17 protein-coding genes and 1 tRNA gene are annotated in these 20,474 nt (G+C 42.5%); 4 read left to right on the forward strand and 14 right to left on the reverse strand.

The window, feature by feature from the left end; all coding sequences use genetic code 11:
- Nucleotides 1-114: 114 nt before the first annotated feature.
- A complete protein-coding gene (gene aroF, locus G593_RS0105055; protein ID WP_005338141.1) occupies nt 115-1,128 on the forward strand; it encodes a 3-deoxy-7-phosphoheptulonate synthase in 1,014 nt (337 codons plus the stop codon).
- Between the two features lie 67 nt (nt 1,129-1,195).
- Nucleotides 1,196-2,257, forward strand: a complete 1,062-nt coding sequence (gene aroB / locus G593_RS0105060; RefSeq protein ID WP_029730981.1) for a 3-dehydroquinate synthase — start codon at nt 1,196-1,198, stop codon at nt 2,255-2,257.
- 225 nt (nt 2,258-2,482) lie between these two features.
- Here aroB and G593_RS0105065 read toward each other — a convergent pair whose 3' ends face one another.
- From G593_RS0105065 to G593_RS0105085, 5 genes are all read right to left on the reverse strand, one after another.
- Nucleotides 2,483-3,097, reverse strand: coding sequence for an HAD family hydrolase (locus G593_RS0105065; protein ID WP_005338143.1), 615 nt, complete (start codon nt 3,095-3,097; stop codon nt 2,483-2,485).
- A 32-nt stretch (nt 3,098-3,129) separates the two neighbouring features.
- Nucleotides 3,130-4,290 (reverse strand): phosphopentomutase, encoded by a 1,161-nt coding sequence (locus G593_RS0105070; protein ID WP_029730983.1) that lies wholly within the window; start codon nt 4,288-4,290, stop codon nt 3,130-3,132.
- 20 nt (nt 4,291-4,310) lie between these two features.
- The gene (locus G593_RS0105075; RefSeq protein ID WP_029730984.1) at nt 4,311-4,544 is read right to left on the reverse strand and encodes a hypothetical protein; all 234 of its coding nucleotides are present in this window, start codon (nt 4,542-4,544) and stop codon (nt 4,311-4,313) included.
- Between the two features lie 154 nt (nt 4,545-4,698).
- Nucleotides 4,699-6,261: a glycogen synthase gene (locus G593_RS0105080; RefSeq protein WP_005338150.1), complete on the reverse strand. Its 1,563-nt coding sequence runs from the start codon at nt 6,259-6,261 to the stop codon at nt 4,699-4,701.
- A 561-nt stretch (nt 6,262-6,822) separates the two neighbouring features.
- Nucleotides 6,823-6,895: transfer RNA gene (locus tag G593_RS0105085), tRNA-Lys, on the reverse strand.
- A 376-nt stretch (nt 6,896-7,271) separates the two neighbouring features.
- Here G593_RS0105085 and G593_RS0105090 point away from each other — a divergent pair.
- The gene (locus G593_RS0105090) at nt 7,272-7,757 is read left to right on the forward strand and encodes a QueT transporter family protein (protein ID WP_005331853.1); all 486 of its coding nucleotides are present in this window, start codon (nt 7,272-7,274) and stop codon (nt 7,755-7,757) included.
- A 35-nt stretch (nt 7,758-7,792) separates the two neighbouring features.
- On the opposite strand, the gene G593_RS0105095 is transcribed toward G593_RS0105090, so the two are convergent.
- From G593_RS0105095 to G593_RS0105115, 5 genes are all read right to left on the reverse strand, one after another.
- On the reverse strand, nt 7,793-8,140 hold the full coding sequence (locus G593_RS0105095) for a hypothetical protein (RefSeq protein ID WP_029730985.1): 348 nt from the start codon (nt 8,138-8,140) through the stop codon (nt 7,793-7,795).
- 140 nt (nt 8,141-8,280) lie between these two features.
- Nucleotides 8,281-10,713 carry a hypothetical protein gene (locus tag G593_RS0105100; protein ID WP_029730986.1) on the reverse strand — a complete coding sequence of 811 codons (2,433 nt, stop codon included), beginning with the start codon at nt 10,711-10,713 and terminating at the stop codon, nt 8,281-8,283.
- Nucleotides 10,714-11,865 (reverse strand): class I SAM-dependent methyltransferase, encoded by a 1,152-nt coding sequence (locus tag G593_RS0105105; protein ID WP_029730988.1) that lies wholly within the window; start codon nt 11,863-11,865, stop codon nt 10,714-10,716.
- Between the two features lie 132 nt (nt 11,866-11,997).
- Nucleotides 11,998-14,640 (reverse strand): sensor histidine kinase, encoded by a 2,643-nt coding sequence (locus G593_RS0105110; RefSeq protein WP_029730989.1) that lies wholly within the window; start codon nt 14,638-14,640, stop codon nt 11,998-12,000.
- Nucleotides 14,641-14,691: 51 nt separating this feature from the next.
- Nucleotides 14,692-15,387, reverse strand: coding sequence for a response regulator transcription factor (locus G593_RS0105115; RefSeq protein ID WP_005331843.1), 696 nt, complete (start codon nt 15,385-15,387; stop codon nt 14,692-14,694).
- Between the two features lie 228 nt (nt 15,388-15,615).
- On the opposite strand from G593_RS0105115, the gene G593_RS0105120 reads away from it, so the two are divergent.
- Entirely contained in the window at nt 15,616-15,963 is a 348-nt protein-coding gene (locus tag G593_RS0105120) for a sporulation initiation factor Spo0A C-terminal domain-containing protein (RefSeq protein ID WP_005338160.1), read from the forward strand.
- A gap of 92 nt (nt 15,964-16,055) precedes the next feature.
- Here the strand turns inward: G593_RS0105120 and G593_RS0105125 are convergent, their stop codons facing one another.
- The 4 genes from G593_RS0105125 to G593_RS0105140 all read right to left on the reverse strand — a co-directional run bounded on the left by G593_RS0105125 (nt 16,056) and on the right by G593_RS0105140 (nt 20,469).
- Nucleotides 16,056-17,441 carry a citrate/2-methylcitrate synthase gene (locus G593_RS0105125; protein WP_005338162.1) on the reverse strand — a complete coding sequence of 462 codons (1,386 nt, stop codon included), beginning with the start codon at nt 17,439-17,441 and terminating at the stop codon, nt 16,056-16,058.
- Nucleotides 17,442-17,444: 3 nt separating this feature from the next.
- Nucleotides 17,445-18,323, reverse strand: a complete 879-nt coding sequence (gene rsmA, locus G593_RS0105130) for a 16S rRNA (adenine(1518)-N(6)/adenine(1519)-N(6))-dimethyltransferase RsmA (RefSeq protein WP_005331837.1) — start codon at nt 18,321-18,323, stop codon at nt 17,445-17,447.
- Between the two features lie 375 nt (nt 18,324-18,698).
- Nucleotides 18,699-19,481 carry a TatD family hydrolase gene (locus G593_RS0105135; protein WP_005338165.1) on the reverse strand — a complete coding sequence of 261 codons (783 nt, stop codon included), beginning with the start codon at nt 19,479-19,481 and terminating at the stop codon, nt 18,699-18,701.
- A gap of 1 nt (nt 19,482) precedes the next feature.
- Complete coding sequence (locus G593_RS0105140) at nt 19,483-20,469, reverse strand: diaminopimelate dehydrogenase (protein WP_022279451.1); 987 nt, start codon at nt 20,467-20,469, stop codon at nt 19,483-19,485.
- Nucleotides 20,470-20,474: the final 5 nt, after the last annotated feature.

Genomic DNA, 20,474 nt, shown 5'->3' on the forward strand with positions numbered 1-20,474 from the left:
ATGCTATTCTAACGGGGTACTATATGTATTAGTTTCACACTTTAAACAACTAAAATTTTACAGTGCGAATATTATAGAAGTTACATATATAAAAGTATAGAAGGAGTTACTATTATGATTATTGTATTAAAACCACTTTCCCCAAAGGAAGATATTGAACGTGTTGAAAATATGGTCAAAGCAAGAGGTCTGGACACTCACGTAATTGAAGGAGCAGAGATGACGATCATCGGCTGTATCGGTGACACATCACGTATCGACCCAAAACTCTTCGAAGTTGATCCTGCTGTCACAAAGGTTATGCATGTGCAGGAGCCTTACAAATTAGCAAGCCGCGCTTTCCACCCGGACAACTCCATCATCGATGTGTCCGGAGTCAAGATTGGAGGAGATAATCTGGCGCTGATCGCCGGACCTTGTTCTGTAGAGTCTGTAGACCAGGTTCTTGAGATTGCAAAAGCTGCGAAAGCTTCCGGAGCCAACATGCTCCGCGGTGGTGCTTTCAAACCTCGTACAAGTCCATATTCATTCCAGGGACTCGGTCTTGAAGGTCTGGATATCCTCTGTGAAGCAAAAGCTGCAACAGGACTGCCAATCGTTACAGAATTGATGTCCGCCGAATATCTGGATGTATTCAACGAAAAAGTTGACCTGATACAGATTGGTGCAAGAAACATGCAGAACTTCGATCTGTTGAAACAGTTAGGACAGGTAGACCGCCCGATTCTTCTGAAACGTGGTCTGAACGCTACCTACGAAGAGTGGCTGATGTCTGCAGAATACATTATGGCATCCGGTAATGAAAATGTCATTTTATGTGAGCGCGGTGTCCGTACATTTGAATCCTATACAAGAAATACACTGGATCTCCAGAGTATCCCGGTTATCCAGAAGCTTTCACATCTTCCGATCATCATTGATCCAAGCCATGCCGGCGGAAAATGGTGGCTGGTTGAACCAATGGCTAAGGCTGCTGTTGCTGCAGGAGCAAACGGTCTGATGATCGAGGTTCATAACAATCCTGAGATGGCACTGTGCGACGGTTCCCAGTCTCTGAAACCTGCGAAATATGATGCACTGCTGAAACAGGTTGCTGAGATTGCAAAAGTAGTCGGAAAAACATTTTAACTATTCAAGACCTGTTCGCGGGTCTTGACGTTTTCACAGGTGTAAAAGAAAGAAGAGGATTATCAGCATGGAATTATATGTAGACCTCGGAGCACACAGCTACTCCATTTATATTGAAAATAATATTTTGAAAGATACCGGAAGCTATATCAAAAAAGTTTACTCCGGGGAAAAAATCATGATCATCTCAGACGACAACGTATTTCCTCTGTACGGAGATACTATTGTAAAAACACTGGAAGATAAATATGAGGTTCATTCTCTTATTCTCCCACACGGTGAGCCAACCAAGAGTTTTCAAAGTCTTCCGAAAATTTATTCCGCACTTTTGGAAGCCCGTTTTTCACGAAGTGATCTGATCATTGCCCTCGGAGGCGGTGTCATCGGAGATCTGGCAGGATTTGCAGCCGCAAGCTTCCTTCGCGGGATCAAGTTTATCCAGATTCCGACCTCACTTCTGGCACAAGTCGATTCTTCCGTCGGTGGAAAAGTCGCCGTAGATCTGCCGGAAGGCAAGAACCTGGTCGGTGCTTTTTATCAGCCGGCTCTTGTGCTCATCGACCCACTTGTGTTAAATACACTGCCAGAGCGTTACATCAACGACGGTATGGGCGAGGTCATCAAATACGGCTGCATCTGGGATGCTGATTTATTCAAAAATCTGGAGGCACACACCTCATTTGAAGATTTGAAGAAAGATCTGACCGAAGTTATCTATCGCTGTGTAGATATCAAGCGAATCGTTGTTGAGCACGATCAGTTCGACACCGGCGAGCGCATGCTCCTGAACTTTGGTCACACTCTGGCACACACAATCGAACAGCATTACCACTACACACGTGAAAGCCACGGTGAAGCAGTTGCCATCGGAATGTATCAGATTACAAAGATTGCAGAGGAAATGGGACTGACGAAATCCGGCGAGGCGGAACATATACGCAAAGTCCTGGATATCTATGGACTTCCACACAAGTGTGACCTTATGCTCCACGACCTGATCGGAGCCATTGCCCTAGACAAGAAAAACCTGGGTGGAAAATTAAATGTCGTGCTGCTCAAGGAAATTGGTAAGAGTTATACCTACCCGACTACAACGGAATTTTTCACAGAGCATGATAGAATGGTGTAATATGTAAAATTTCTTAATATGTAAATAAAAGCCCAACCGGGCATCTTGAAGTCTACCCGGTTGGGCTTTTATATCATGAAATTAATTTCAAACAATAAAATAGGACTGCATGTTTGGGAGGTTGCAGCCCTGAGGAAAAAGTTATGAAAAAGAAAATTGTTTTGTTCTTTCGAACAATTAATAGTATAGACACAAAGTGTGATGAAACTATGTTTAAAATGAAAACTAATTGTGAACAAAATATGACTGAAACCATTCATATAATTCTTCCATAGTCCCTTTGTACTCTGTCTCAGCTTCTTCTAATGGAATGTTCTTTTTATTTTCCAGTGTATCTGTTAATAAATATGTCTTTACGCCAAGGGAGCGGATCGTCAGGTCTTCCTGCACATCATTTCCTACCATGAGGCATTCTTTTGGATTAAGTCCAAACTCCTCCATAACTTCCTGAAAATATTTCGGATTCGGCTTGCAGTAATGATATGTTTCATAGGTCGTAATAACTTCAAAGTCTTCTGCATCGATTCCTGCCCAGCGGATACGGTTCATAGTTCCCACACGCGGGAAGATCGGATTGGTCGCAAGGTACACTTTCACACCATGTTCTTTCAACAGTTTAACCACCTGGTCTGCGCGCGGATTCGGTTTTGTAGATGCAATTGCCTCATTAAATTCATTTGCATAAAAATCCAACGTCTCCTGCTCTACCTCTGCTCTGGAAAGCCCGGATATTTCCTCAAAACATTTCCAGAAAGCATCCTCGTTGGTCATTCTTCCATCATTCAGTACCATTGCCTCCACACCTTTCCAAATCGTCCCGATCAGTGCTTTCTGCCCCATTCATTACTTTAATTACTATTCATTTTCAGTCTTTATTTTAGCATTTCAAGAAATCCCGTACCATCACCATGATACTCGATTTCAAATATCTGTGCAAGGGTGGCCGCTATATCAGCATAAGTATCTCTTGTTCCGATATTCACGCCCTGTTTCCAGCATTTACTGTAACCAAGAAGCGGTACAGACTCACGCGTATGATCAGTTCCTTTATATCCCGGATCACAGCCATGATCAGCTGTGATAAATAACACATCATCGCCGCGCATATTAGCAAGAAATATTTCAAGATCCTTGTCAAATTCATTTAATGCAGTTGTATATCCTAAAATATCTCTTCGATGGCCATATATCATATCAAAATCAACCAGATTAATGTAGCACAGTCCATTAAAATCTTTCTTTTGCAACTCAAATACTTTCTCCATGTTCTTTTTATTTCCATGGTTCGCAGTTGTCTCTGTAATTCCTTTTCCGGCAAATATATCATATATCTTGCCAACACCGATGACATCTTTTCCGGCATCTTTCAAATCATCCAGCACCGTCTGTTTGGGCGGCACAAGCGAAAAGTCATGTCTACGGTCTGTTCTTTCGAAGTTCGGATATTGTCCTACAAATGGTCTTGCAATGACTCTTGCTACTGCATGAGCGCCCATCAAAATTTTTCTTGCTATTTTGCAATATTCATACAGAGTTTCTACCGGCACAACATCTTCATGAGCTGCAATCTGGAACACACTGTCAGCGGATGTATATACGATCAACGCACCTGTTTCCATATGCTCACGCCCATAATCCTTGATAACTTCTGTTCCGGAATATGGTTTATTACACAGCACTTCCCGTCCTGTCTGCTTTCGGAATTCATCCAGCACATCCTTCGGGAATCCGTCCGGATATACCGGAAATGGTTTCGGAGATATCATACCTGCCATCTCCCAATGCCCGATGGTCGTATCTTTTCCCATAGATTTTTCATGAAGTCTTCCGTAACATCCAATTGGACTTAAAGCCTTATCCCCATAATTCATCTCGTCGATGTTATAAATCCCCAATTTTTCCATATTCGGAATATGCAGTTTTCCGGAATCATAACAAGTCTTCCATGTATTGCTTCCCTCATCACCAAATGCTTCTGCATCCGGCGCATTTCCTATTCCTGCACTGTCCAGTACGATCCAAAATGCTCTCATAATAACCCCTGCCTTTCGTATTATGCATTCGCTTTCTTATAAGCAACAAACTCTTCGGGACTCAATAATGCATCCCTATATCCAAGCTCATAAGGATTGATCTTCTCCGCTCCCTTCAAGCCTACCATATCCAGTGCTTTTAATGCAACTTCTTTCGCCTGCTTTTTGCTCATTCCAATCTGAAGCGGACCAAACATCACTTCATCCAAAACTGTATTTTTGAAAATCTGATCATTCGGATTCTGGAACACCATTCCTACTTTCTGACAAAGCTCATCTACCTCTATATTCTAGCACCAATATTTCTTTTTATTTAGGACAAATGTCCTTTTATTTCTCACCTTTTACAAGGGTGTGCGTTCCACTTAAGAACAACACACCCTTATAATTTTTATTACATATATTTTTTTAGTTTCTCGGTGTCAGCTCTACATACAAATCTTTGTATTGTTTTGCACTCTTTTCCCAGGAAACATCTTTGTTCATATCCCGGATCACCATATCATCCCAATACTTTCTGCTCTCAAAATAGAGCGTCTTTGCCCTGTTAATGGCATCGTAAAGAAGTCCGCTTTCATACCGGTCAAATGTAAAACCATTCCCTGTATTGTCGTACATATTATAAGGGGAAACGGTATCCTTAAGTCCTCCTGTTTCTCTGACAATCGGAATCGTACCATATCTCATAGCTATCAGCTGTGTAAGCCCGCATGGTTCAAATCTTGACGGAACCAGGATTGCATCACAGCCCGAATAAATGCCGTGGGCGACATTTTCATTATAATCAATGTATGCACAGAAGCTGCCTTTATATTTATATTCATAATAACGGAATGTATTTTCATACCAGGCATCACCGGTACCAAGAACCACCACCTGTGTATTCCCATCCATAATCCCCGGAATTACAGCATTTACAAGATCAAGGCCTTTTTGGTTGGTAAGACGTGAAATAAGTCCGATCACCATCTTATGGTCATCCACTTCTAATCCCAAAGATTCCTGGAGTGCTTTCTTGTTTATCTTTTTATTTACTACTGCTGACTCGGCATCATAATTAGCTGTTAACAGTTTATCTGTTGCAGGATTCCAGTTATCTGTATCAATTCCATTCACAATTCCTCTGATTTTATTATTATGATATCTCAAATGTTCCGCAAGACCTTCACCGTACTCTTCCGTCTGAATCTCGCCCGCATAAGTATTGCTAACTGTCGTAATTTTATTACAGTAAGCGATACCGCCCTTTAACATGTTGGCATCCAGCCAGTTCTGAATCATGCAGTCTTTATTGAATACATAATCCGGAAGACCTGACCAGTATTGAATCATTTTTCTGTCATATATTCCCTGGAATCTCAGATTATGTATCGTAAGTACTGCACTTGCCCGTCCAACATTCGTATTCTGAAAACAGGTTCTTAAATAAAGCGGTACTAAAGCGGCCTGCCAGTCATGACAATGTACGATGTCAGGTGTCCAGTCCAGATAATTGAGTGCAGCAAGAGATGCCTTCGCAAAATAACAGAACTTCGGAATATCATCTATGAGGTTCGTATACGGATTGCCCCAGGAAAAGAACTCGTCATTGTCGATAAAATCATAGACAACTCCATCTTTCTGATATTCCATGATTCCTACATAATACTGTTTCCCGTCAGAACAAAGATCCATATAAAAAGAACCTCTGTACTCCATCTTTTCCTGAAACTTCTGAGGAATACATTTATATCTTGGAAGAATTACCTTAACATCCAGATTTAACTTCGCCAGAGTCTTTGGAAGCGCAGACATAACATCTCCCAGTCCGCCAGTCTTAACAAATGGATAGCATTCCGAACCGATGAATGCAACACTTCTTCGCGGTCCTAAATCCAGTTGCACCATCTGTTCCTCCTGTTTCACAGGGGTTTTGTTTACAACTGCTATTTGCTTAACAAAATTCTTTTTTCTATTCTTTTTTCTACTCATACCTGGTCTCCAATCTGCAAAACATTTGCACCATCACGGATAATATCATCCTATTATTTTATTTCAAGAATGCCTCGGCATTCTTGCTGCGAGGTGCGCATCATGCAATTGCATAACATACTTCTACTGCGCACCTCTGCAAGTCTACACTCCGTTTCGGTCGGCGCAAAACCATTGTCCACCGGACAATGTGCGCCCTGCCGGAGGCTATATCAGCTGGGGGATTGACTCCCGCCACTGATACCAGCTTGTTTCTCACCACCTATAGAGGTGGTAGTCATCTCCCAGCTGATATAATAATTGTAGCGAATAATACAACGATTATCAATGACAAATCATCGAATCCAACATTCTGGCAAATCTTAACGGATCAAGAATCTGCATCTTTCCTGGACTGTTTATTTTCTCGCGACGAGCTCGCGACAGAATCTGCGACAAAGGCACTTCACCCTTGCTTTCCCTGGTGATTTCCGTTTTATCCCCCTATAAAGTCCCTATTTTCAGGCACAAAAAAATCACCGTCCCCAGAGCTCTAAGCCTCTAAAAACAGTGATTTTGTAGTGCGCGATCAGGGGTTCGAACCCTGGACACCCTGATTAAGAGTCAGGTGCTCTACCAACTGAGCTAATCGCGCATCTCTTATTTTTCTGTCGCATCTCTTAACGACAAGTGTTATTATATAATAGCCTTTCTGAAAATGCAAGCACTTTTTTTCATTTTTTTTACAAATTTTTGCAATTGAGTCTCTTTTCCCATTTTATACTTTTTTGTTTCTTCCCTTGATTTTTCAGAACTTCCATGCTATACTATCACCCGATGTAAAACCCGAAAAACCAAGGTCTTACAAGGGTTTCGCCGATTTCCGGCGTAGGTCATATATCAACATATATGCCTCCGCAGCATTCGTCAGATGTCCATGCAAGCATGCCCGCCTGACTCATTGCTACGCGAAAATGAATCGTGTGTTCGTGACCTTCCACACGTAAAACAAAACTAAAGGAGATTTTAAAATGAAGAACAAAAACATCAGTTTCATGACACAGGCTGCTATGATTGCAGCTATCTATGTGGTGCTCACTTATGTATTCGCACCATTTTCATTCGGAGAGGTACAGGTTCGTATTTCAGAGGCCCTGACCATTCTTCCGGTATTCACACCAGCAGCAATTCCAGGATTATTTATCGGCTGCCTGATAGGTAATATCCTCGGAGGCGCAATACTCCCTGACATTATCTTTGGAAGTATCGCAACATTAATTGGAGCATTCTTTACATGGAAGCTTCGTGAGAAGAGTCCTTACCTTGCCCCGGTTCCACCGATTATTGCAAATATCCTGATCGTTCCGTTCGTTCTGCGTTACGGATACGGAGTTGCACTTCCAATTCCATTTATGATGTGCACAGTTGGTATCGGAGAGATTATTTCCTGTGCAGTACTCGGAATGGTTCTTTACTTTGCACTTAAAAAATACGCAAAGACATTATTTGCACAGTAAAATATCAATCTCTGACACTTTTATTGAACTATATATCAGCTGGGAGATGACTCCCAGCTGATATAGCCTCCGGCAGGGCGCACATTGTCCGGTGGACAATGGTTTTGCGCCGACCGAAACGGAGTGTAGACTTGCAGAGGTGCGCAGTAGAAGTATGTCATGCAATTGCATGACGCGCACCTCGCAGCTTCTAACTGAATTTTAGCCTCCTTTATATTCGATGCTGCGGCTTTTCCTTTATTTTGTTGCTGATTTTGTTGTTTCCCGTCTTCATCATCTGCTGCTGACTGTCCGGCTGCTATAACCGGAGTAATCATTGTTGATGCTGCGACTGCAGAAGCTGCAATAACTGTAGTTACTTTTTTCACCGTTTTTTTCTTCATAATTGCTCTCCTTAATTTGAACTTTTTTATCTGTCATCCTGATTATTGCACGAGAGCAATATGAATCTGTAATCGAGAAGAGCCAGAACCGACAGTTGCCGGTTCTGGCTCTTCGTAATGCCAAAGCAAATATTTCACTTCTATTTTGCTGCCAGATATACACTGACATTTGCAAAGTCACTTTGTGCATGATTGCTGCGTGCACCGCTTCCGATATCTTCACAGCTGACTATTCCGTCACTATAACCAACAATCATCAGCGTTGTTTGCGCATCTAAGACGGCAATTAACGGTCGTCCCTGATTAACATTGTAAAGCAGTTCGTCTATCGTACAGCCACTTAAATCCATCACGCTTCCATAAACTTCTGTAATTGCATCGACCGCAGATTTTCCACCTGCGAGTGCCTGTCTGAGCTGTTCTGTATCTGCATCTTCCGTGTCAATCGAATATTTCAGATCGCGGTTTCCACGCTCCCAGATGTAATTCTGATCAGCATCAACCACGACTCCGCCACAGTCATTGGCTTTCTGAATCGCTTTTCCTGCAGTATTATAAGTTCCCTGAAGTCTTCCATGACCATACACATAAAATGCGTCTGTTTCTTTTTTGCGGTCCAGACTGACCTGTGGAATATTTTCAAGTACCACCTGTTTCGGTTTTAATAGCTTCGGCTCCTTGTCAGAAATGCCATCATCATACGTCAGGCGAACCTGTGTCTCTTTCAGATCTGTTTTATATGTCTGCACATAAATATTGCTTTCTTTCGCCTCTTCGCTGCTTGTAATATAATCCTGTGCTGTTCCGGTGTAAGTATCGCCGTCTTTTACTGCACGGTCAAGGGTGATCATATTATCCTCAAATGCAGCACTTAACACATAGATTCCTGACTGTTCATAAGTTTTGATCACCTTATCTTTACTACTTGTAATCTCCACTTTATACATCGGAATGACCTGGGCTCCTGACAGTGTTGTTCCGACTTCTTCCGTTTTTGCAACACCGTAGACAAAATCACCATCCATGAAGCCAAGTGGTTTGATACACTCGCCATCTTTGCAAGTCACTTCATATTCTTGATCAGTCTCCAGATTCATAACTGTCACAGACTTGGACTTCGAAGGATTTTCTTTCTCATAAGCTACCAGATGTCCATCTTCGCTTGCAACATACTGATCTTCATTCAGTCCTGTCGCAAGCTCCTTTTTCGTACTTTTATTCATATCCATTTTGTAGAGTACGTCATCTGCAATCGTATACAGACAGCCATTTTCTACATTATAGTAGACCAATCCGCCCACTTCTTCCTGGGCACGGTCATAAGCCTTGTCACTGGATACGAATAATTTTTCCTCAACAGAATTCTGTTCAATATTATAATAGTAGACTGCCGATCCAGTCTCACCTTCATGGCTGCCCCGGTTCATGTATCCGCATACGGCAAATGTTGTATTTCCCTTTTCGTCTACATTTAAAATCTTAATATCATGCTGCATCAGCATATTCCGGGTATCCGTATTCTCCGCATCTGCAAAGCTGAACACAAGAGAAACTTCATCTCGGTCACGATTATAATTCCATAGTTCTCCCGCCTGCACAAATGACACAACGGTTCCGTTTTTATTTACCATGTAGACCGGATTCTTGTCTGTGATGCCAAGAAGTACACCTTTTTCATTCAACACCTTCTTCGTTGCATCAAGTATCTGGTCCATCGTCCGGTCATAATCTAACAGATATGTCTTCTGGCTTCCGGAAATGTAACGCACACGGAAATATTCCCGTACCTGGTATTCGTCTTGCTCATTTTCCTCACCAGTACAGTTCACACGATATTCCAGCTCCACTGCCATATATGCGCTGTTCAACTCTTTCATCGTCCAACGCTCACTTCCATCAACCTTCGGGGCCAGATCTCCCCATGTTACATGCGTGTAATCTGAGTGGATCGTCACATGCTGTAATGTCGTGTTGTCTCCTTCATCACTGGGCTCAATCGCCGTTCCAATTCCAACACCCTCCGCTTTCGCCAGTGCATTTTCATGGAAACTTTGTACATAATCCAGGCTTGGCGCCGCATTTAACTTGGCTCCGTCCACGATTCTCGTATAATAATACATGTCGTGATTGTCCATATGCAGCGTGATCTGAAGCATACGCTCCTCAGACAAAATATTTTCGCCATCTACATTTCCTACTTCCAGCGTTGCATTCTCTCCTGGCTTCTTCACCTTTTGTTCCAACAGCTTTTCTTTGCCATCTATCGAATAAACCGTATAGTCCAGGCTGTCGATCACATTTTCATAAGCTTTAATGGTGACCTGAAGCTGGCCATTGCTGACCGGTGTGATGGAATCACGTACGCCTGTCAAATCCATCTCATTCTTATATCCGGGCAGGTCATTGAGCGAATAACCGTTATAAGAAAACGCAATCTGGGGACGTGTTGCTGCCCCCATATCTGTCGTCATGTTACTGTTCTTTTTATTTGTCACATAGCCAAATATGACCACCGCAGCAAGAAATACCAGAACCAGTACCCCTGCGTGGATCACGCGATTTTTCCATTTCATTTAAAGCTCCCCTTTTTCGTCTAGCAGTCTCCCCAGTATCGGTGTCACGCGAAGAAATGTCTCGCATGCGCGGATGCTCTCTTCATTGTCTGCCCGACGACCTGTTTTCACCGCACGAAGCAGAATATTTTTCGGTGTATGTTCCATGTCAATAAATTCCAGAACCTGCACGTCGTATCCCTCCCTCTTTAGATACTCCGCACGTAATCCATCTGTCACAAGCGCCGCCATACGTTCTTTCAAAAGTCCATAATTCATGATCGGCGAAAGCACATCGTTCTTCATCTGCCGGTTCAGTTCATGTTGGCAGCAAGGCACCGATAAAATAACCTTCGCATTCCAGCCAATTGCTTTTGCCAGCGCAAAATCCGTTGCTGTATCACAGGCATGAAGTGTCACAACCATATCTACTTCCTCCGCGCCCGTATAGTCTGCAATATTTCCCTCCAGAAACGTCAGCTTATCATACTGATACTTCTTCGCCAGCTCGTTACATTTCCGGATTACATCCGTCTTCAGATCCAGACCGATGATCCGGATGTCATAAGATTTCAGCTCATGAAGATAATAATACATAGCAAATGTAAGATAAGACTTTCCACAGCCAAAATCCAGAATTGTAAGCTCTCTTCCAGAATCAAGCTGTGGTAAAATATCCTCGATAAATTCCAGGAACCGGTTGATCTGCCGAAACTTGTCGAACCTTGCATGCACAATCTTTCCTTCCTCCGTCATAACACCAAGATCCTGTAAAAACGGAACCGGTACACCTTCTTGCAGGATATATTGTTTCTTCCGGTTATGATTCAGATCCAGCGGGCGCATCTTTACTTTCTTCTGCTTCTTCTTAATTGTAACCTTTCCCTTCTTGCTGATAAGCACAGAAAATTCCGCATCCGCCGTCACAAGCTGCATCTGCTTCATATTCTCCATAGCCTCCAGCATCTTTTCGCACGCCTCATCCGCACTTAAATTCTCATGAAATGCCTGATTCCCACGAAACGTCTCCATCTGATAGACCCTTGTATCTTTCATGAGCACCGGGCGCACCTTAACCTTTGCCGAGAGCTTCTCATCTCTCGGATTACTCAAAACCGCCGATATAAAATTGTCATTTAAATTTTGTTCTAGTATATTTTTTAATTCATTCATAGTAGTAATATTGTACTAGCGGTACGGGAAAAAGTCAATTTGGGACAGGGTAAAAGTTGATTGGGGACAAGGCAAATTAAAGTTAGGGACGTAGTACTTTGGCGAAATGCTACGTCCCTAACTAAAAATTTATCAATCTATTTTATCAAATATAATCACGACTTTGAATAGATCACCGTCCAGATACAGATCAAATGTTCCGCCCATCATTGTGGTCAATGTCTTCGCAATAGACAATCCAAGTCCGCTTCCTTCGGTACTTCGTGACAGGTCGCCGCGGATAAATCGTTCAGTCAGTTCTTCTGCCGAGGAAATGTTAAGTGGCTGCTCAGATATGTTTTTCAGACTGAAGATTACTTTTCCGTCCAGTGTCTGCAGATCTGCATAGATGCGTGTTCCTTCCATAGCATATTTTGCAGCATTATTATAAATATTTGCAAGCACGCGCCACATTCTTCTTCCGTCTACCCGAACAATCGCATCTTCTTCCGAGAGATTCATAATTTGTGTCAGATTTCTGGCCTGGAATTTTTCTTCAAATTCTCCGCTCGTCTGCAGGATGAGTTCTATCATATTAATATTCATAAACTCGAGAGAAATATTCCCCGAGCTGACTTTCGATGCTTCTACAACATCTTCTGTCAAAGTCTTCAATCTCTGAGATTTTTCTTCCAGAACTTCAATATATCTTTGAATCTTCGGATCATCAAATTTTTCTTGTTTCAAGAGATTTACATAATTAATAATGGAGGTCAGCGGTGTCTTGATATCGTGAGATACATTTGTAATCAGATCTGTCTTTAACCGCTCACTTTTCATATTCTTCTCGACTGTCGCATCAAGTCCGCTTCCGATAGAATTGACTTGTTCTGCAATCTTGCGTTGTTCTCCATGTATATCTTCGAGATCAATCTTGTAATCCAGCTCACCTTCACTGATTTTCTCAATACCTTCTTTAATTTTCTGTCGTCCGACTGCCCAGTTGACAAGGATTACAAATCCTGCTGTCTGCACAATGAAAATCACGAATGTCCAAAATGCACTTGGCCAGCCTGATGCCAGATATGCCACCCAATGTACTGCTGCATACGCAAGATATAAAACAATGATTTTTGCTATGTGTCTGGCATTTCGAATCAATAATTTCACAAACTCTACGACACTGTACAGAAAACTGTTCTTCCATGCAATTCCTGCTTTTATTCTTCTGGTCAGACTCAAAATACCAACGAGAAACATATTACATGTATAGACTGCAAGTCCTCCGAATCCAATCATTCCAAAAAATGTTTCGTAAGAAAGAATACCATTTCCTACTGCAAATGTTTTCTGGGAGATAATTCCTGCAGCTCCCATGAAAAGCACAGTCAATAGTGACGGTACGAACCATGCAAATATAACTGCTGCAGCTCCGATTTCTGTCTTACATCTATCAAATTTATATAGATGCAGTTCTCCATCTCTTTCCGTTCGACCTGCGATTACAACAAGCCATACTACACTGGCAAAAAATATTAAAAACGCCAAAATCATTCCTGCACTGACTCCTCGGACAAACGGACTATACTTTTCATAAAAATGTGCATTTTTATAATAACTATCTTTCACAGGATACTTCGTATCCACACCTGTCATAAACACAAACTCTCCTTTACCTGCATTACTCAGATAAACCGTCTGTGACTGCCATAGTTCTGCATCTGCTTCCAGAATATTCGTTTCAAACTCTGACAGTTTTGATTTTATTATGACATATTTCCCCATCTTACGAACACTTTTAGCAACATCATTAATATTATTTTTCTGCCCAAGCTCCTCCCGATTTGTGACAACTTTTCCACTCTTTAAATCTAAATAATAATAGAAAAAGTTACTATCTCCTTCTTTATACTGCTCTGTCAGGCTCTCATAATTTGCATAGCGGTCTCCAATCTGATAAATACAGCTTTCCAGCATATTATAAGCTTCATTGAGCCTGCCATTCCAGTTGGAATTCTCATTCACTATCTGCAAGAGATTTTCTGCTTCCAGTGGAGCTGCCTCCTCACGGAATAACACTCCATCATATTTCCAGCAATCTACATAGAGCATAGTTCCCTCTGCATCTACGATTCCCCGAAAATTCTTTTCCTCTTCCGTCATTTCATTTCTATCTGATATATCCACATTTTCCAGCTTATATAAGATCTGCTCCGATGTCTCCGCACCAATTCCATCTGGCATTAAAAATTTTAATTCACCATTTAACACCTTTTCATTAAAATCATCCTGGCTATAGTAATGATAGCTTCCATCTGATAATTTACAAACGATCGGAGCCTTCAGATCTTCTGCGTCGTTACCTTCTAATTCTGCTGAATCTGTAAGTGTATCTCCGACATAACTGGTACTCTCACTGTAGATCAATTTTTGATACCAATTCAACAAATCTCCCAATCGATACGAAAGACCACTTTCATTCTGATCACTGATCGTCTCACTATTGTTATATACCTGAATATCGACCAGCTTATCCTCGTCAATCTTTCCATCTGTTTCAAACATCTGCTCACTGTCAATGCCGGACATCACTTGATACGCACTGTTCATAAGCTCTGTATCAAAGCCATAGGAATCTTCATAGCTCTGCGTAAGTTTTCCTGTTATAAGGTCATCGAAAAGTTCTGCGTAAGACATGATGCTCATAACGCCGAGCATCATCGAAATAGCCATAACATTTGCAATTATGATCAACAAAATTCTGGTATTTTTTTTCTTATGCCATATCTTTTCCATAACGTCTCCCTTCTGTTAGCTTTTTCTTGCTGATCTTACCCCGACCTGCTTTTACTGCTTCTCGATCTTATACCCTACGCCCCACACGACTTTCAGATATCTTGGTTCTTTCGGGTTGATCTCAATCTTCTCACGGATATGACGAATATGCACTGCCACTGTATTATCAACACCCACCGCATTTTCATTCCAGATATTTTCATATATCTGGTCAATAGAAAATACTTTGCCCTGATGCTTTACAAGCAGCAGCAAAATGTTGTACTCGATCGGGGTAAGCTTCACCGGCTCGCCATCTACTGTCACTTCTTTCAGATCATCGTTGATCGCCAGTCCGCCGACTGTATAGATTGCCTCGCTCTCCTTTATCGCCGTGCTTCCAAGCTGCATATATCTGCGCAAATGTGATTTCACACGGGCAACCAGCTCCAGCGGATTAAATGGTTTCGTTATATAATCATCAGCTCCGATATTAAGTCCCAATATCTTGTCCGCATCCTCGGATTTCGCAGACAGAATAATAATCGGAATATTGTGCTTCTCGCGAATTTTTAAAGTTGCCCTGATTCCATCCATTCTCGGCATCATGATATCCATGATCAGAAGATCTACACTTTCTTTTTTCAAGATCTCCACTGCCTCGATTCCATCGTAAGCTTCCAGAACCTGATGTCCATCCTGGGTCAGATATATCTCGATTGCCTCTACAATCTCTTTATCATCATCACATACTAATATTTTTGCCATCTCATTTCACCTCTCATATCTACTATACAAGATTAGCAAATAAAATTTAAGACATAGGAATGGATTTCTTAAGAAATGATGAATATTTTCAAGAACAACGTCGAAAAATGTCTAAAATAATGTAAACGAAATCCAAGACCCTTTATTTTCAACAAATTTTGATAAAATACTAAAAGATAAAACTTACTTAGACTTCATAATTTCTAGTTTATAAAGGGGGAGTTTTCTATGTACACTCACGACATTGACTATGTAATCCGTACCCTTGGAGTAGGTGCTACATATAGGGGGTATCGCTATCTAAGTTATGGGATTGAATTATGTCTGACAGACGAGGAATATCTGCTTGCCATCAGTAAACAGCTTTATCCGGAGATTGCCAGAAAGTATAAGACGACAGTCGGAAGTGTTGAACGTGATATCCGCACTGTTATAAGAGTCTGTTGGGAAAATGGTTACGATCAGCTTCAGTCCTACTCGTTCCGGCCATTACATGTCCGTCCAACGGCCGGTGAATTTTTCGACATCCTTGTCGCCTATCTAAGCCGTAGCAAACCAGTTCTTCAGGCTGTATGATCCTAAGTAAAAGAAACGGAATTTTATTATCAAAAACAAAGTAAAACCCCGCAAGCTTCGGGCCGCTGCAGGGTTTTATTTTTTACCGGAGACTAACGATCTTCCATCTTCATATACTCACGGTATGGAGACAACGGCTTATAAGCCGGTCGGATAATCTTATCTACATTCTTGAGCTCTTCCAGTCTGTGGGCGCTCCAGCCTACAATACGGGCCGCCGCAAAAATCGGAGTGTAAAGAGATGGCGGAAGATCCAGCATACTATACACAAGACCACTGTAAAAGTCCACATTTGCATTTACACCTTTGTAAATTTTACGCTTTTCGCCGATGACCTGTGGAGCCATGCGCTCTACCATAGCATACAGTGCGTACTCTTCTTCCCGTCCTTTTTCTTTCGCAAGCTGCTCTACGAATTGCTTGAAAATCTCCGCACGCGGATCGGATACAGAATAAATCGCATGACCCATGCCATAAATCAGCCCTTTCTGGTCAAATGCTTTCTTATCCAAAAGGTCTTCCAGATACTGATGTACTTCGTCTTCGTCCGTCCAGTCGGAAATTTTTTCCTTCATGTCTGCGAACATCTGCGTTACTTTGATATTGGCACCGCCATGCTTCGGTCCCTTAAGAGATGCCATCGCTGCAGACATTGTAGAGTACGTATCTGTTCCTGAGGACGTAACTACGTGAGTGGTAAATGTTGAGTTATTACCACCACCGTGATCCATGTGGAGCACCAGTGCCATATCCAGGATCCTTGCCTCAAGCTTCGTATATTTCTTATCCTCACGGAGCATCATCAGAATGTTCTCAGCTGTGGACAGATTCGGCTGTGGTGCATAAATATACAGGTCTTCTCCCATGCGGAAGTTATATGCATGATAACTATAGACCATTAGCATCGGAAACTGGCTGATCAGGTTCAGACACTGTCTCAGTACGTTCGAGATGGTCGTATCGTCTGCTTTATCATCGTAGGAATAGAGATTCAGGATTTCTCTGGACAGACTGTTCATCATGTCGCCGCTCGGAGCCTTCATGATAACGTCACGCACAAAATTCGGCGGAAGCGTTCTTCTCTCCACCAGAGTTTCATGAAACATCTCAAGTTCAGAACTACTCGGAAGTTCACCAAATAAAAGCAGATAAGCAATCTCTTCGAATCCAAAATGATCTTCTTTCAAGAAACCGCCAACCAGATCTTTGATGTTGTAACCCCTGTAATAAAGATTGCCGGCACATGGAACCTCTTCGCCATTCACAATCTTCTTGGCACATACATCGGAAATATTGGTCAGTCCTGCAAGCACACCTTTTCCGTTCAGGTCACGGAGCCCTCTTTTTACTTCGTACTTAGTATACAGCTCTTTATCAATGGCATTATTCTTCTCACATAATCCTGCAAAATGCTGAATCTCCGGAGTAATCTCAAATAATGCACGGTCTACACTTTTATTCCCTGTCTTTCCTACCATAAATCATCTCCCTTTCTTTTCCCACAAGTCGTTGCTAAGCGCAGCAAATTCTTCCAGCGATAATGATTCACCGCGAACACTTTCTCCTTTGCCAAGCTTTGCGATTGCTTCTGTAATCACATCTTTCGGCAAATCAATCTTGTCAGAATTAGACAATCCATTTGCCAGTGTCTTTCTTCTCTGGTTGAAGGATGCTCGGATAATATCAAACATCCACTTCTCATTGTCCACTTTCACCGGAGGAGCCGCATGTCTTGTAAGACGAATGACTGCGGAACCAACCTTCGGTCTTGGCATAAAGCAGTTCGGAGGTACATTTGCCACTATATACGGATCTGCATAGTACTGGACAGCCAGTGATAATGCTCCATAATCCTTGTTTCCCGGTCCGGTCTGCATACGGTCTGCAACTTCCTTCTGCACCATGACCGTAATACTTTCAACCGGAACATTTCCTTCGAACAGCCCCATAATGATCGGAGTCGTAATGTAATATGGAAGATTCGCAACCACCTTCACCGGACGTCCGCCGTTCTCCTTCTCCACAAGACCACGGATATCTACTTTCAGAACATCATCATTGATCACCATGACATTATCATACTCGCTGAGGGTATCTTCCAAAATCGGGATCAGATTCTTATCAATCTCCACGGCAGCTACCTTTCCTGCCGCCTCAGCCAGATATTGGGTCATGGTACCGATTCCCGGTCCAATCTCCAGAACCATGTCATCTTTTGTAATTCCGGCCGCACTGATGATCTTCTCAAGCACATGCGTGTCAATCAGGAAATTCTGTCCGAATTTCTTCTGAAAATTAAAATGATACTTTTGCAATATTTCAATTGTATTCTGTGGATTTCCAAGTGTTGGTTTACTCATACTTCTTTCTATTACTCCTTCATTCCATCTAACCATAAGCCAGATGAACAAACAGCAATTTATGTTCATTTGGCTCAAGTGCCGGTACTGGAAAGATTATCCTCCTCGTACCGGCACTGTTGCCATTAAAGATATTATACACTATGTCGATAAAAAATGTTGTTAAGATTGTGTGAATTTTTCGACATATCACTTCACATATTTTTAATTTATGATACTGCCAGCAGCTGTTCAAGAATGCCTCGGCATTCTTGCTGTGAGGTGCGCGTCATGCAATTGCATGACATACTTCTACTGCGCACCTCTGCAAGTCTACACTCCGTTTCGGTCGGCGCAAAACCATTGTCCACCGGACAATGTGCGCCCTGCCGGAGGCTATATCAGCTGGGAGTCATCTCCCAGCTGATATACCTGCTTCGCATTTATCTCAGTCTGTGTAAGAATCTCCTCCACAGAAATTCCTTTCAGCCGGGCGATCTCCTCTGCCACATACTGGATATATGCAGATTCATTTCGCTTGCCACGGTTCGGCTCCGGTGCCAGGTACGGGCAATCCGTTTCCAGTACAATCGATGTCAGTGGTATTGCTTCCACGACACTTTTTAGTTTCTTTCCATTTTTAAAAGTGACGACACCACCGACTCCGATATAATATCCCAGTTTCACATACTCAGCCGCCAGCTCTTTTGAACCGGAAAAACAGTGGATAATTCCGGTCAGATCCGATGCGTGCTCCTTTATAATAAGAAATGTATCTTCCGACGCATCACGACTGTGGATATTTACCGGAAGCCCGACCTTTCTCGCCAGATCAAGCTGTCTGATGAACCACTTCTGTTGAACCTCTCTCGGCTCCACATCCCAGTGGTAATCAAGACCAATCTCACCGACAGCAACCACCTTCGGATCGTGACACATTTCCTCCAGACGCGCCAGCGCATCATCGTTCAACTCGCCGACCTCGTCCGGATGGACACCGACAGCCGCATAAACTGCCGGATACTGATGTGCCAGCGCAAGTGCATTTTCACTTGTCTGCATAGAAGCACCCACCGTCACAATTGCTTTCAGCCCACGCTCCTTTAAGTTCGTCAGCAACATTTCCCGGTCCACATCGAACTGTTCGTCATCGTAATGTCCATGTGTATCGATAATCATATTACAGAATCTCTTTTCTGAGCTGCTCTGGTGTCTTCATAGATAACAATGCAGGCGCAATATCAAATACACTTCTTGCTCCGTTCTCGCCCTTCTGATTCAGGCGGTAAGCTGCTCTTGCATAAGCAATCAGAACGCTCGCTGTGAACTCTGGATTAGAATCCAGTTTCAGAGAATACTCAATCACATGCTTGTTGCCCTCTTCTCCAGTTTCACCTGTGCGGATCACGAATCCACCATGAGGCATCTTACTGTGGTCTCTCTTCAGCTCTTCCTCAGAAATAAAATGAACGGTCGTGTTGTATTCATCAAAATAATTCGGCATAGTCTTGATCGCATTTTCAATCTCAGCTTTGTTGGCACCCTCTTGCGCTACGACATAGCACTCACGCGTATGTTTGTCTCTTGTAGTCAGCTTTGGCTCACTTCCACTTCTCACCTGATCAACAGCCTCGTCAACAGGAACTGTATACTGGATCGCATTCTTCACACCCGGGATACGGCGGATAGCATCAGAATGTCCCTGGCTTACACCCTTGCCCCAGAATGTATATGTGCTTCCCTGGACAAGAATAGACTCCGCATAGAGACGGTTCAAAGAGAACATTCCCGGATCCCAGCCAACAGAAATAATACCGATATTATTTCCCTCTTTTGCAGCTTTGTCCACATTTGCAAAATACTCTGGAATCTTGGCATGTGTATCAAAACTGTCAATTGTGTTAAAATTCGCTGCAATCTCTGGACCCATGACCGGAAGATCCGTTGCAGAACCACCGCACAGAACCATTACATCCACGTCACCCTTCATAGATAACATATCATCCATGTGCATTACTTTCGCACCCTCAGTCGCAACTTTGACAGACGCAGGATCTCTTCTTGTAAAAACTGCCGCCAGTTCCATGTCCTCATTTCTCTTAATTGCCTGCTCAACGCCACGGCCAATATTACCATAACCTACAATACCAATTCTAATCTTACTCATATTTC

Source organism: Dorea sp. AGR2135 (genome assembly GCF_000420885.1).
GTDB lineage: Bacteria > Bacillota > Clostridia > Lachnospirales > Lachnospiraceae > Dorea > Dorea formicigenerans.